Source organism: Paenibacillus sp. JNUCC 34 (assembly GCF_058269055.1).
Map to the genome: position 1 here is coordinate 2,952,932 of NZ_CM177770.1, position 14,548 is coordinate 2,967,479.

At 43.0% G+C, this 14,548-nt stretch carries 14 protein-coding genes and 1 pseudogene; 12 read left to right on the plus strand and 3 right to left on the minus strand.

Annotation, left to right across the window (positions count from 1 at the left end):
- Window positions 1-206 precede the first annotated feature (206 nt).
- From AC2TF5_RS13880 to AC2TF5_RS13910, 7 genes are all read left to right on the plus strand, one after another.
- Window positions 207-842, plus strand: a complete 636-nt coding sequence (locus tag AC2TF5_RS13880; protein WP_491302706.1) for a hypothetical protein — start codon at window positions 207-209, stop codon at window positions 840-842.
- An 82-nt stretch (window positions 843-924) separates the two neighbouring features.
- Window positions 925-1,350 (plus strand): NUDIX hydrolase, encoded by a 426-nt coding sequence (locus AC2TF5_RS13885; RefSeq protein WP_491302707.1) that lies wholly within the window; start codon window positions 925-927, stop codon window positions 1,348-1,350.
- Between the two features lie 264 nt (window positions 1,351-1,614).
- Window positions 1,615-1,719, plus strand: a complete 105-nt coding sequence (locus AC2TF5_RS13890; RefSeq protein WP_015735743.1) for a DUF6254 family protein — start codon at window positions 1,615-1,617, stop codon at window positions 1,717-1,719.
- A 273-nt stretch (window positions 1,720-1,992) separates the two neighbouring features.
- On the plus strand, window positions 1,993-2,319 hold the full coding sequence (locus AC2TF5_RS13895) for a hypothetical protein (protein ID WP_491302708.1): 327 nt from the start codon (window positions 1,993-1,995) through the stop codon (window positions 2,317-2,319).
- A gap of 160 nt (window positions 2,320-2,479) precedes the next feature.
- Window positions 2,480-2,926 carry a hypothetical protein gene (locus AC2TF5_RS13900; RefSeq protein WP_491302709.1) on the plus strand — a complete coding sequence of 149 codons (447 nt, stop codon included), beginning with the start codon at window positions 2,480-2,482 and terminating at the stop codon, window positions 2,924-2,926.
- A 147-nt stretch (window positions 2,927-3,073) separates the two neighbouring features.
- Window positions 3,074-3,496, plus strand: coding sequence for a VOC family protein (locus tag AC2TF5_RS13905; protein WP_491302710.1), 423 nt, complete (start codon window positions 3,074-3,076; stop codon window positions 3,494-3,496).
- Between the two features lie 125 nt (window positions 3,497-3,621).
- Entirely contained in the window at window positions 3,622-4,458 is an 837-nt protein-coding gene (locus AC2TF5_RS13910) for an aminoglycoside 6-adenylyltransferase (RefSeq protein ID WP_491302711.1), read from the plus strand.
- 254 nt (window positions 4,459-4,712) lie between these two features.
- On the opposite strand, the gene pdxR (AC2TF5_RS13915) is transcribed toward AC2TF5_RS13910, so the two are convergent.
- Window positions 4,713-6,140 carry a MocR-like pyridoxine biosynthesis transcription factor PdxR gene (gene pdxR / locus AC2TF5_RS13915; protein WP_491302712.1) on the minus strand — a complete coding sequence of 476 codons (1,428 nt, stop codon included), beginning with the start codon at window positions 6,138-6,140 and terminating at the stop codon, window positions 4,713-4,715.
- 190 nt (window positions 6,141-6,330) lie between these two features.
- Between pdxR (AC2TF5_RS13915) and AC2TF5_RS13920 the strand changes: the two genes are divergently transcribed.
- From AC2TF5_RS13920 to AC2TF5_RS13930, 3 genes and pseudogenes are all read left to right on the plus strand, one after another.
- Window positions 6,331-7,074, plus strand: coding sequence for a YggS family pyridoxal phosphate-dependent enzyme (locus tag AC2TF5_RS13920; protein WP_491302713.1), 744 nt, complete (start codon window positions 6,331-6,333; stop codon window positions 7,072-7,074).
- Window positions 7,075-7,096: 22 nt separating this feature from the next.
- The gene (locus AC2TF5_RS13925; protein WP_491302714.1) at window positions 7,097-8,326 is read left to right on the plus strand and encodes a benzoate/H(+) symporter BenE family transporter; all 1,230 of its coding nucleotides are present in this window, start codon (window positions 7,097-7,099) and stop codon (window positions 8,324-8,326) included.
- 7 nt (window positions 8,327-8,333) lie between these two features.
- Window positions 8,334-8,486 (plus strand): annotated as a pseudogene (locus AC2TF5_RS13930) (pyridoxal 5'-phosphate synthase lyase subunit PdxS); the annotation flags it as partial.
- 168 nt (window positions 8,487-8,654) lie between these two features.
- Here the strand turns inward: AC2TF5_RS13930 and pdxR (AC2TF5_RS13935) are convergent.
- Entirely contained in the window at window positions 8,655-10,085 is a 1,431-nt protein-coding gene (pdxR, locus tag AC2TF5_RS13935) for a MocR-like pyridoxine biosynthesis transcription factor PdxR (RefSeq protein ID WP_491302715.1), read from the minus strand.
- A 180-nt stretch (window positions 10,086-10,265) separates the two neighbouring features.
- Between pdxR (AC2TF5_RS13935) and glyA the strand changes: the two genes are divergently transcribed.
- Window positions 10,266-11,510, plus strand: coding sequence for a serine hydroxymethyltransferase (glyA, locus tag AC2TF5_RS13940; protein WP_491302716.1), 1,245 nt, complete (start codon window positions 10,266-10,268; stop codon window positions 11,508-11,510).
- Window positions 11,511-11,632: 122 nt separating this feature from the next.
- Here glyA and AC2TF5_RS13945 read toward each other — a convergent pair whose 3' ends face one another.
- The gene (locus AC2TF5_RS13945) at window positions 11,633-12,265 is read right to left on the minus strand and encodes a TetR/AcrR family transcriptional regulator (RefSeq protein WP_491302717.1); all 633 of its coding nucleotides are present in this window, start codon (window positions 12,263-12,265) and stop codon (window positions 11,633-11,635) included.
- Window positions 12,266-12,464: 199 nt separating this feature from the next.
- Between AC2TF5_RS13945 and AC2TF5_RS13950 the strand changes: the two genes are divergently transcribed.
- Complete coding sequence (locus AC2TF5_RS13950) at window positions 12,465-14,513, plus strand: serine hydrolase domain-containing protein (RefSeq protein WP_491302718.1); 2,049 nt, start codon at window positions 12,465-12,467, stop codon at window positions 14,511-14,513.
- The last annotated feature ends 35 nt before the right edge of the window (window positions 14,514-14,548 follow it).

Below are 14,548 nucleotides of genomic sequence, written 5' to 3' on the forward strand. Positions count from 1 at the left end.
TCTCGGGTCACAGTTCAATCAAGTTCTTGCCCCGAGCTAAGGACAAGAACTTGATTCCTTTGCCGTAAAGGACAAGAACATGGTGCTATTCCGATTAGAGATATCTAATTAAAATTCAACTCTATTTCATTATGCTAACGGTCAGGATAGTGGAGAAAATATGTCATAATGGGATTCTATTATATGTTAATATTTAGGTGGGAATATTGGATAAAAGAATTGCCATAAGGAGGACAATGATGAAACGAATGCCATTTGAACGTCCAACTGAGCATTATGATGAACGAATTTTTAATGTTGATGAGCAAATTTGTGCATTGATTAAACAACGGAAAGAAATTTCGGACAATAATCCAGGTTTTCCACCATTTGAGTATATCTCTAAATGGGCACGTTCCTTTGAAATATACGAGGATTTCTTGAAAGCGGTATTTGGAGCTTTGAGAAGTGAAGAATATTTCAAACCTATGGTTGAACCATTTGGATTCAGAAAACATATTCCAGTCCTTAAATCAATTGAAAAAGGTGAGCTATTTTATTCGGTAATCTCTATAAGACAATATAGCAATGCAAGTGTATTAACTTTTAGTATAGATTGGGACATGACAACTGACCGTCCAGAAAATCCTCATAATCACAGTCATTTTGAGCTGTATTTAGGAGAAAAATACGACTGCCGAATGACTAATGGTGGAAGTACATCCGGACATTCATCTTATAACTACGTAGTATCTCCGCCGTTATCTGACGATATTTCAGGAATTGAATTTATGTTCAAGGAGTACAGTGCACCCTTTAAGAATAAACCGACAGGTAATGAAATAGTTTTCCGTAATGAATGAATTATCAGGGGATACATTCTTTACAGTAATAGGAAATTGGTGGTAGTCTAGTTCTGTTAATTTATAGGGGGAGGACGATGAAGTGGCTCCAAAACATATAGTTTCTGCGGCAACCATTGTAGTTAATGAGCGTAACGAAATATTATTGATAAAAGGACCTAGACGAGGATGGGAAATGCCAGGAGGGCAGGTTGAAGAAGGTGAATCATTGAAAGATGCAGCGATAAGGGAAACAAAGGAAGAGAGCGGTATAGATATAGAAGTGACTAAGTTTTGTGGTGTTTTTCAAAATGTAAGTGCTAGTATTTGTAACACTTTATTTTTAGGAAGACCAGTCGGAGGTGAATTAACAACTACCCCTGAGTCTTTAGAAGTAGGATTTTTTCCAATCGAAACAGCATTAGAGATGGTAAATTGGGGAAATTTCAAGCAAAGAATTGAGCTTTGTTTGAATGAAGAACTTCATCCTTTTTATGTTGAATTTTCCATTCCGCTACAGGATTGCTAACGGGAAATGATAGCTTAATCCACTTGCATGTTGCGGGGGACTGGGTCGGAAGTCAATCCCAGTTGGCCGACGCTAGCAACTAGCGCGCTTCGGGATGAGCCCATGATTTTGGAGGATAATACCGAGCAAGCAGCATCGCCCTCGAGCAAAGCTCCGAGGGCTGATGTGATGTTCAGTCAAATTAATTTCATGAATGAACAGAGCCGAAGAATGACAATATAAGGAAGTGGTATACATCTCAATTTCCAAAGGAGGATATCTGTTATGGCTCACCAAAAGAGAAGGAAAGAAGCTGCCTGGAAGTCACGAAAGCAAGAACAGCATCCCCATGGTAAAATCAAATCGCTCAAGGAATTGTCCAGCGAATAGGATGAGGAGTATACTACTTGGAAGAGAAGGACTGTCGGCGAAATTTACCGGCAGTCTTCTTCTTGTAATAATCTTTCCGTTACCGGAAAGGACGATATTGTTCTTTTATGGTGTGAGGCGTTCTAGGAATGGAAGCGTGAGCTTCGCATCCAAAAGATTAAAACCAAACATTGTGGTAAGTAACAGCGGTCAAGAAGGCAAACTATCCGATGGCGATTTCCAGGATATTACGGTTGTGATAAGCAGTACCTTAAGCAGGTCGTCTTTTTTCGCATGCTTAAGGACGAAGGTTACACGCTGGTGATTGATGAAGCTGTTGCGGATCCTACCCGAGTGACGATTGCTCTTCAACTTTTTGATAAAAAAGAGAAACATGATCGCGACAGGCTGGCCCTTAGTGATCCGAACAAGATTACGATCAAAGATGATAAAGGAAACGCAGTGGGCAGCATGTACGATATGGGGTACACGAATGATTTTTATTATATGGTTGCTTTCTTTAGCGAACCGCTGCAAACAGACAAGATTACGATAGAAGGGAATATTGGGACGCTTGGACAAAGGAACTCTCAGGCAGCTATACAACGCCGCACGGCATGACTGTCACATTAAAAAGGCTGACGAGAATGGTGCAAGGGGTACGTTTCGAGCTGGAGACTGAACTCGATGATACGGCAATGGCAAGATCCCCGGTGATTTATGGGAAAATCAAATGCTGAGTTATCATTTTGAAACTAATGATGGGGAGGAGATTCATTCGGTGAATGCGAGGAAAAGTAGTTCCAAATACAGTCTGATGACTTCTGATCATAGAGTGATAGGAAACGGAAAAATGCGTTGGAGTTATACTTTCAAGTACCTGCCTGAGCATGAACCGTACCGTTTTGTCCTGGATGGATACTCGGTCGCAGAAATGGACGGAAGCAGGATTTCCTTCAGGCCGTCGGAGCTGGCAGTGCCTAAATCTTTTGAAATATTGAATAATAGATTTGAGTTGGTGGGGACTTCGCTAGAGGATTCACAAAATGGCGATGGAACATTTGAAACGGCAGTCTCGTTCTATGGGGAAATAGAAAATGAAATAAGTCATGAGACATGGAAAGCGTACGATCCAGCAGGTAAGCAGTATGATGTAAGTATGAGGGGGGCGTCATCATTTGTAAATACTCTAGCTGATAACTGGAGCATGAGTCCTGATAGCTACTGAATTAAGCCTTTAATTTATAGTTCTAAAATGAATAATATTGAATAAAGAGAATGATTTGCATGTAATTTAAGAAGAGCCAACGGACAGGTTAAAACTAGAAATGATATAATATAACTTGATCAGTGAGTAAGATTAGGAGGGACAATAGTGGTTCAATCGATAGTTCATATCGCATTAGTAGTAAAAGACTATGATGAAGCAATAGAGTTTTATACAAAGAAACTAAATTTCACATTAGTTGAAGATATTTATCAGCCAGAACAAAACAAGCGGTGGGTAGTGGTATCTCCTCCTGGTTCAGTCGGCACCACAATATTACTAGCTAGAGCATCTAAACCTGAGCAAGAGCCCTTTATTGGTAACCAATCAGGCGGTAGAGTTTTTCTTTTCTTAAATACTGACGATTTTTGGAGAGATTATAATGAAATGATCTCAAGAGGAATAGAATTTGTGAGAGAACCGAAAGAGCAATCATATGGAATGGTTGCAGTATTTAAGGATCTATACGGGAATTTATGGGATTTATTGCAACTAAAAGATGACCACCCTATTGCCCAAAGAATTAAGTAGAATAAAGTTTAAGCTTTATCGAACAATCAATTGAACTAACGGCTCAATCTAATAATCAGTTCTTGACAGGTCCTCCTTTTAAAAATGTTCATAAATATAATTTATATTTTTAGGAGGAATAAAGAATGCGTTCAGAAAAAGAAATGATGGAATTGATATTAAAAGTTGCTAATGACGATGATAGAGTAAGAGCTGTTGGAATGAATGGTTCTAGAGTTAACTCTAATGTACCTAAAGATAATTTAAGAGATTACGATATCGTTTATCTTGTATCAGATTTTCAATCGTTTTTAAATAATCCTGATTGGGTAGATGTTTTTGGGAAAAGGATAATAATGCAAACACCAGAGGATATGGAGTTAATTCCACCTGAATTAGATGGAAGATTCACATACCTAATGTTATTTGAAGATGGGAATAGAATTGATTTAATGCTTATTCCTATTGAGGAAAAAGGTGAGTATTGTTCTGAAGATGGACTAACAATTATTCTATTAGATAAAAATGGAAATATGCCTAAATTAGCTGAACCAACAGATGAAGGATATTGGGTGAAAAAGCCATCCACTGTCTTTTTTGCTGATTGTTGTAATGAATTTTGGTGGATTTCTACAAATGTAGCCAAAGGGTTATGGAGAGGAGAAATACTTTACGCTTATGAACACCTAAATAGCGTAAGAGAAATGTTACTAACAATGCTTGAGTGGAAAATAGGTGTAGAAACCAATTTTTCATTGAGTGTAGGAAAAAACAGTAAGTACCTAGAGCGCTATGTTGATAAGGATATATGGGAAAGGTTAATGAAGACATATCCTAATGGAGATTATGAACAAGTATGGCATTCTCTGTTTGAAATGATTTGTTTATTTGAACAAGTAGCTATTAAATTGGCCAGTACTCTGGATTATCAATATCCTTATGAAGAAGCAAATAAGGTAAAGGATTATCTTAATAAAAAATAAACTCAATATTTTTAAAGAATCACACTTTAATGATACGATAGTAGAATCAGAAGTAAACAACTTTAAAGAGCCTTGCTACAATTTATACGTAGCAAGGCTCTTATCTTTTTTATTGTCATTGTACAATGAATTTTCAACTATAGGATTTGCGGGCAGTACCCTTGATAGCAGAGACGGGTGCTCTAATATTGACTTTTGAACAAGGAAACGAAATTTATCACGGTATGGCCTTGATGAATAGATCCCAATACATTCTAAAAGACCGTTTCAGCAAGTCGGTACATGCCTTCCTCAATTAGCCCCTCGTCCACCTTAGCAAAGCCCAATACCCACCCTTTGCGTTTACTCTCCAAACAATAGGAATGGAGTTGATGCACACAAACTCCGCCTTGAAGCGCCCGAAGGGTCATCATATCCTCATCAAACGATTCATCCGCTTCCAGCAGCACATGCAAGCCGGTTTCAATCCCTCGCAACGTAAACCTATTGCCGAGACCACTTGCCACAATCGCCTTTTGCATAATTTCGTGGCGCCGCCTATAGATATTTCTAGCTCGTCGCATATGGCGCATAAAATACCCGTGCTCGATGAAGTGTGCCAATGTCACTTGCTCCATGACGGGAAGATGACGATAGGTGAGCGCTTGAACGCGAGCCAGTTGAGCAATCGCTTCGGCAGGTCCAATAACAGCAGATACGCGAATGCCTGGCGCGGTCAATTTAGAGAAACTCATTAAATAGAGACAATTTTGTGGAAGTTGGCTAAATAAAGTAGGCATCGGATCTCCACGGTATCGAAATTCGCTGTCGTAATCATCTTCGATAATCCATGCATTTTGCTGCGCCGCTTTATGCAAAAGCTGTTGCCTGCGTGGTTCCGATAACATCACTCCTACGGCGCATTGGTGAGCGGGGGTAACGAAAATGAGTTTCGCTTCAGACGGTACTTTCTCTACGACAAGGCCGTACTCATCAACAGGAACTGGAGCAATCTTCATTTGTCGGTACTTCATCGTCATCCATGCGACGGGATAGCCGGGATCTTCGACCGTCACGATGTCTCCTTTGGTCAAAAGCGTTTGTGCGATGAGATCAATACTGTGCTGGGCACCGGATGTCAACAAGATTTGATTCGTTTGAATATGAATTCCACGCTCCAGCGATAAATAACGTTGGATCTGCCTCCGTAAAGGCTCGAAACCATAAGCATCACCGTATGACCAAGAGGATACCATTAATTCCGAAGAGGCATTCAAATACGATTTGCGCCACGTTTTTAGAAACTGCGTATCCATATAAGGTTGATAGGGACTAAAATCGATAACCGATTCCCGGTTATCTTTACTTCTAAACCAATGTTGTGACTGTTCAACAAGTAGAGGCAGTTCAGGAAGCTGTGGCGGAACAAGAGGGGGAGCATCTTTTTTCCGTTTATCAGTGAACTGAATCCAATCATTGACACGCGTTCCGCCGCGGCGTGAAGTCACCGTAAAACCACGGGTTAGCAGTTCTTCATACACAATTTGTATGGTGGAGCGGGACACTCCTAGCTGCTGAGCGAGCTCACGAGAAGGCGTCAGGAGTTCACCTGGTTTCCAAACGCCATTTGTAATATGATCGATGGCTTGATCGAGCAACTGCTGCCAAATGGGCCTTTTGTCGGCGCGATTTATTTTCATCAATTAGATTCCCCCCCTTTATATGTTGGAATGAAATTTGCACTTTATTGGATTGCTCAAATACATCATTTTTGGATATATATTACCAATCCATCTATTGATATACTAGCATACACATAGAGAAGGAGGAAGGTCGATGTTTAAAGTTTTGGTGATGTAATCACAAGCGTGGACCAGAAAGAGGGTAGGAGACATGGGTAATCTAGTTGAAGAGAATCTCAAAACCGTGAGACAGCAGATGGAATTGGCTTGCCAAGCCTCGGGGCGCAAGATAGAGGACGTGCAATTGTTGTTGGCGACCAAAACCGTACCGCTTGAAAAATTGCAAATGGCTATACAAGCGGGTGAGACTCTATTTGGGGAAAACAAAGCGCAAGAACTTAGGGACAAATTTCCACTTATGCAGCAGTATAATCAGGTGGAATGGCATTTTATCGGACATCTACAAACGAATAAAGTGAAGGACGTTGTCAAATATGTTACGCTCATTCATTCTGTGGACCGATTGAAATTGGGGCAGGCCCTGCACCATCAGCTCGTCAAAGAGAACAAGACCATAGATATTCTGGTACAAATCAACACGTCCTACGAAGAAAGTAAATTTGGTGCTCCTCCGGAAACGGCACTGGAGTTGGTGGAACAATTGTCCCAGTTCGAAACGTTAAATGTGAAAGGCTTAATGACGATTGGAAAACTGAATGCTACAAACGACGAGACTCGGCACTGCTTCCGATTGTTAAAATCTATTCAAACGCAAATTAGGGAGAAAAAGTTTCCGCGTGTAGAAATGGATATCCTCTCGATGGGCATGTCTGGTGATTTCAAGGTGGCCATCGAAGAAGGAGCTACCATTATCCGCGTAGGTACAAGCATATTCGGCCAACGTTACTTGCCGGACGGCTATTACTGGAACGAAAACGCGGGCCAGGACGATTAGGAGAGGAGGCAGGAGAACGCTTATGAACACAACATCCCCTTCGCTGCGTGGCCGCGATTTGATATCGCCGACCATAGCCGCTTTAATATCTGTCATTGTCAACTACGGGGGTACTTTTATTCTCGTGTTTCAGGCAGCAAAAGTCGCGGGTTTAAGTCCCGAAATGACCGCTTCATGGATTTGGTCGATCTCTATTGGAGTGGGTGTAACCGGGATATGGCTAAGTTATCGATACCGGGAACCAATTATTACGGCTTGGTCAACACCAGGCGTGGCTTTTCTCGTTTCGGCATTAGCGGTAACCCCTTATCCGGAAGCAATTGGAGCTTACATGATCTCTGCAGTAGGATTTATTGTTTTAGGATTATCGGGCATGTTTGAACGTTTCGTCCGGCTTATTCCTCCAGGCATCGCTTCCGGGTTGCTAGCAGGTATTTTACTGCAGTTTGGCATTTCAGCCTTTGGAGGAGCAAAAGTTGACCCATTGCTTGTCGTTGTACTGTTTGCCGCTTATGTCGTGCTAAGACGGTTTACATCCCGCTATGCGATTGTTGGCATACTGGCTATCGGACTAATTTATTTGATTTGTATGGGGAAAGTGGATTTCAGTACGATCCAATTGGCGATCGCATCACCGGTATTTGTCGTTCCGGAGTTTTCGTTACATGCTTTATTGGGCGTTGCATTGCCGCTGTTTATTATTACTTTGACGGGACAATACATGCCCGGAATGCTCGTATTGCGGAATGATGGGTTCAAGACGAGCGCGAATCCGATTTTGACCATAACGGGTTTGGGGTCGCTCCTTGCAGCACCATTCGGCTCGCACGCTTTTAATGTAGCAGCTATCACAGCAGCGATTTGCACAGGGAAAGACGCGCATGAGGATTCGACAAAACGTTATATTGCAGGCATTGCCTGTGGCATTTTCTACATTGTTGTCGGCATTTTTGGCGTGACGTTGGCTGCTCTGTTTTTGATTCTTCCTGCTACCTTTATCGCAACATTAGCGGGATTGGCATTGCTTGGCACAATTGGCGGTAGTCTTGCGGGCGCTTTATCGGATCCCAAGGGACGTGAAACCGCATTGATTACGTTTTTAGCAACAGCCGCGAATGTGACCTTGCTTGGCGTCGGCGGCGCATTTTGGGGACTTGTTGCGGGTTTGGCAGCACATCTATTGATTCATGGGAAATTTCATAAACAGCAATACAGGCCGAGTGGAGTACAACAAGCCGAACAAAAACAATAGGAGGCGTGAGAAATTTGCGTGTGCGATTGTTGAAGCCACTACACACTACGAAGATTATGTGTTAATAGCGAGCGTATCCAAAAATTTGGGGACTCCGATGAAAGGAATTGAAATATCGAGTCTGCGGGAGCATGAACGGATGCAGGAACGCGGTCAGTAATAGGACTGAAGATCACAACGAACACACGTCATCCGATTTATGACAGCTTATATGTAACCAATGATGAAATAGATCAAGCGATCGATATATTAGGTCATGTGCTGAGGGAACTGAATGGCAGCACGAATTGACTGATAGGAAGAGCAAATTCTGGTGGAGATGCTTGTATTATAAAAGCATCTCCGCCAGACGATAAATTCCTTCTTCAATGGCTGCTTCATCTACTTTAGCAAAACCCAGTACCCATCCTTTTCGATCACTTTCCAAACAATACGTGCTAAGTGGATAAACACGGATTCCTTTTTCGAGCGCTAAGTTCGTTACTGCTTCTTCGTCAAACGATTTATCAGCCTCAAGAAGCATATGCAACCCCGTTTCTACGCCGCTTAGTGTGAAGTGTTCACTCAGACCTGTTGTGATGATGGCCTTCGTCATGGCTTCGTGTCTGCGCCGATATACATTTCGAACTCGTCTCATATGGCGCATGAAATGACCATGTTCGATAAAATGAGTGAGCGTTAATTGCTCCATAATCGGAAGATGACGATAGGTTAATTCATGGACTTGGGCAAGCTGACGAATGGCCTCTTTGGGGCCAATGATTGCCGATATTCGAATACCAGGAGCAACCATTTTGGAAAAACTCATCATATACAACGTGTTCTGAGGTCGCTGACTGTATAAGGTTGGAAGTGGGTCACCGCGATATCGAAATTCGCTGTCGTAATCATCCTCAACAATCCAAAACCGCTGCTCAGCAGCCTTGTGTAACAATTGTTGCCTGCGAGGTTCCGACATAATAACTCCAACCGCACACTGGTGCGATGGCGTAACAAACACAAGTTTGGACCCAGGGTGAATGCGGTCCACGCATAGCCCGTACTCGTCGACCGGAACGGAGACAACTTGCATACGCCGATACTTCATCGCCATCCAAGCAGCAGGGAAGCCGGGATCTTCAACCGAAACCGTTTCTCCTTCATGTAAAAGGGCTTGGGCGATCAAATCGATGCTATGTTGTGCACCTGAAGTTAATATGATTTGATCGGTATTCACATGAACGCCCCGTTCAAGTGACAAATAACGTTGAATCTGTTCCCGTAGCGGCAGGAATCCATAGGCGTCGCCGTAAGCCCAACTGTCCAGGTCTGCTTCTGTGGAGGCCTGTAAAAATGATTGTCTCCAATTCTTTTGAAAATGTTCGTCCAAATAAGGCTCATGGGGGCTGAAATCGATCTCAACTTTTCGATTTTCTTTGTCTCCGAACCAACTGTGTAAATGGCCGATTGCATCGTTTAATAAAGGCAATTCGGGGGGGACGGGTCCTTGTGTCGCAGCATCCTCTGAAGGAGGAGTCGCATATGTCCATTCGCTAACTCTTGTCCCGCCGCGACGAGAGGTAACGGTGTACCCGCGGCTGAATAATTCCTCGTAAACAATCTGTATGGTTGAACGGGAAACGCCAATCAATAGAGCGAGTTCGCGGGATGGGAGCAGCAATTCGCCTGGCGGCCATTTCCCGGTTGTAATATTATGGATCGCTTGGTCCAGTAGTTGCTGCCAGATGGGACGTTCGTCATTTCGATTTACTTTTAGCATTCATTCACCTCAAGTAGTTCTGCTGTGATTATGGATTGATACAAACGATGATTTATGGATATTTAATAACAATCCAATGATTGATATACTATCATGACAATAGTTGCTTTTGCAACACGACAGAACTAGACAAACTTAAGGATTCGATAACGAAATGTGCACACAGAGAGGAAGATGTTCATGAAATATTTGGAACAACAAGACAAAGCAGTGGTGAGCGCTATTCAGCAAGAACTTACAAGGCAGCGGGATAAAATAGAATTGATTGCATCGGAGAATTTTGTAAGCCGGGCTGTCATGGAAGCCACTGGGACGGTACTGTCTAACAAATACGCTGAAGGGTATCCGGGAAGAAGATATTATGGCGGATGTGAGTATGTCGATATGATCGAGGAACTTGCCATTCACCGTGTCAAAGAGCTTTTTGGCGCTGAACATGCTAATGTGCAGCCTCACTCCGGCGCACAGGCGAATATGGCGGTTTATTTTGCTTCAGTCAAGCATGGTGACACGATTTTGGGCATGGATTTATCCCATGGTGGTCATCTTACACACGGGAGTCCGGTGAATTTCTCTGGAAGACTTTTTAATTTTGTACCGTATGGTGTCGATGAGCAAACGGGGCGCATTGACTTTGACCAAGTGCGAAAACTTGCTCATAAGCATCATCCGCGCATGATTGTTGCTGGCGCCAGCGCCTATCCACGAACGATCGAATTTGAGTTATTCGCCCAAATTGCGGCCGAAGTTGGGGCCCTTTTCTTTGTTGACATGGCACATATTGCGGGAATTGTCGCGGCAGGTTTGCACCCTAACCCGATGCCGTACGCACACTTTGTTACGACGACAACGCATAAAACGTTGCGAGGACCAAGAGGCGGTGTCATCATGTGCCGTAAACCATGGGCGCAAGCCATTGATAAAGCGATATTCCCCGGGTCACAAGGCGGCCCGCTTATGCATGTCATCGCGGCAAAAGCGGTTGCGCTAGGCGAGGCATTGCAACCGGATTTCAAAACGTATATGGAAAAAGTTCTTGAGAATGCTAACGTATTGGCGGAAACACTAATGAATGAAGGGTTAACAGTCGTATCGGGAGGAACAGATAATCATCTTGTTTTGGTTGATTTGCGCTCCATTGGACTTACGGGCAAAGAAGCTGAAACAATACTTGATGAAGTGGGGATTACGGCTAATAAAAACGCAATTCCTCATGATACGGCAAGCCCGTTAGTAACGAGTGGCATTCGCTTCGGGACCCCTGCTATGACATCAAGAGGATTAGGACCCAAGGATATGATAGAAATTGCCCAGCTTATTGGACTTGCCTTTAAAAATCCTAAGAGTCGGGCGGTTAAAGATCAAATATTGGGAAGTGTACGTGAGATTACATCTCAATTTCCTTTATATGAAGGACTTCAATAGTTCTTCTCCAATAGTATCCCTCCGATTCTTTGAGACCCGACTTGCTCTGGCCTTTAGGACGAGGGATATTTTAGATAATTGCGGCATATGGAAGTTGAATTTTTACTTTTTTAGATGATGTATTATGAATTTGATTCAATTAATGATTGGACATAGATTTCAATCATTTTAATATTTTCTTTCCATATTGAAACAAGCCATTCTTTGTCTGCCTTAGAGATAAGAAATGATGCAAAACCATTAATATAAATTAGTAATAAATCATTTACTAACTCCAAGTCATTCGCGTTCAGTATATCACCATAAAAATCACCTACTAAAATCTCAAAGAAATCAAACGGTGTTTTTTCGCTGTCTTTACCAAAGACAATCTCTTCAAACTCCGTATCATATGAAGACTTCAATACAAATTGCATTTGAACATTAATTAAATTCAAGTAGTCATTATTTTTTTCTTCAATGAAAAAGAGAAAGTATTTGAGCATAATATCCGCAAAAGAATTCGTTTCCTTCGCTTCCTGATAAATTTGTTCCAGCGCTTCACTCATTAACACATCAGCAAAAATATAAGCTTCTTGTTGAATTGTCTCCATAGAACCAAAGTGATGAAACACGCTTGCTTTACTAATATTTGCCTTCTTTGCTATGCTGTTGGCACTTAACGCTTCTAACCCACTTTCTGCTATTAAAGTGATTGTAGCGTTTAATAAAGCTTCTTTTGTTTTGTTCCCCTTTTTTTCTCTACCATCTATCATTACCGTTCCTCCTAGAATGATTGTCACATTTTCTTCAGTTATTATAACATAAAACAAAATCGTTGACCGATCGGTCAGTTTTGAGTAAAATATATCTGACCGATCGGTTATTTTTAATTTTGTGTACCAATTGTTTTTAAGTTTTTTGAAATTCACCTTTTGTCACGTACCATTTTGAGTTTATATGGAGGATATTATCATGAAAAAAAGACTTTTTTGGGTGTTATCTGCTACACTTGCGTTGACTATGATTGCACCAACCGGAGCAATGGCTTCCAGCGCCACCCCTGTGGTTGCGGATAACCAAGGATTGGGGAAGACCGCTGCCGAGAAGGCTGAGTTGCTACTCAAATCCACCGAAACAATTAGCGTTCAGTATGCGCTGATTGATAATGGAAAAATCACTGTGTCTGGCCAGACGGGCAGGAACGATAAGCCGCTGACCAAAGATACATTATACGGTATCGGTTCGGTCAGCAAAGTAATTGGGGCCGCGGCCGTCATGAAATTGGTAGACGAAGGGAAAATCGATCTGGACACTCCCGTCGTCCAGTATATAACCGATTTCAAGATGAAGGACGAACGGTATAAGCGCATTACTCCGCGAATGTTGTTGAACCACTCCTCCGGTCTGCGCGGTACTGGATCTACGGGCGACTCCTTGTTCGAGGATAATGACACCTATGCCCATGATACCTTTTTGAAAACCTTGTCCGACCAGACCTTGAAGGCAGACCCTGGAGCATTCTCGGTGTATTGCAATAGCGGTTTTACGCTTGCCGAGATTTTAGTTGAACGGGTCAGTGGCATGAGCTTTACTGAATTTTTCCATCAATATTTCACGAAGCCGTTGCAGATGAATCATACGAAGACACCGCAGGATTCATTGAAAAGCGGCGAGCTTGCCGGGTTCTATGTCCCGGATTACCAAGCACAGCTTCCAGATATTTTTGTTAATGTGATCGCCGAAGGAGGGATTAATTCCACGGCAGAAGATATGGTGCGATTCTCGCAAATATTTATGGGACAGGCAAACAACATCCTTTCTGATAAGTCGGTACGGGCGATGGAACAGGAGGAATACAAGAAAGGCATCTGGCCGGAAGATGTAGATGATAGTAACAATTACGGACTCGGCTGGGACAGTGTGAAGTTATACCCGTTCAATGATTACGGAATAAAGGGCTTGGCCAAGGGCGGGGACATCTCTGAGTATTCTGCTTCTCTCGTCGTGCTTCCTGAGAAAAAGATGGCAGCTGCTGTGTTAACATCCGGCGGTAGCAGTAGCACGAATCAACTGCTGGCAAGCGAAATGCTGCTGCTGGCGCTCAATGAAAAGGGCGAAATCAAGAACGTCAAGCCGGATAAATCATTCGGCAAGCCGGTTAAGGCCAAGATGCCCAATGATGTAGTGAAGCAAGCAGGCTATTATGCCAGCAGTGAAACGCAGTTCCGGATAGAGATGACCAAGGACGGGGAACTGTCCATGGCAAACGACCCGGAGACGAAGTATATATATACTTCGGATGGAAGCTTTATCAACGAGAAAGGAACCTCCAAGATCAGCTTCGTTACCGAGAAAAACGGACGCACGTATTTGTGGAAGAGAGCCTATGAGACGTTGCCGGGATTGGGGCAGCTAGCAACGTCAGAGTATGCGGCCGAGAAGCTGGAAGACAACGTGCTGCCGAAGGAGACCGCCGAAGCTTGGGCAAAACGGGAAGGCGCTAAGTTCTATGTCGTGAACCAGAAATTCAGCTCCGAAGAGTATTTCTTTGGGCAGCCGGCAATCGAAATTAGCCTCGCCGACAGCATGCCGGGTTATTGGGAGGACCGAAAAATTACAGGTCCGAATACGGCGACGAGTCAGATCCAAATCCCAGGAATAGCAGGCCGGGATACAACGGAAGCCCGCTTCTACATGAAAGACGACATCGAATATTTGAACGTAAACGGGTACTCACTTGTGAGCGAGGCGAACGTAAAACCGATCTATGCAGGAAATCAGTCCAAGGCCACGGTGTCAGCGAACGGGGATGCTAAATGGTATACTATCCCGGCAGCGGCGGCAGGCAACACGATGACGGTCAAGCTGCCAACGAATGGTGCTTTCGCGGTATATAACGAGCAAGGATTATGCGTCAACTATAGCCTTGTCAGCGGCAACAACAAAGTGACTCTGCCCAAGAATGGAACGATCGTATTTGCCGGTGAGCCGGGATCGAAATTTATAATAGCAATGAAATAAGCTTATTACATAAAGCCTCAAGGGGCGAAATTAGG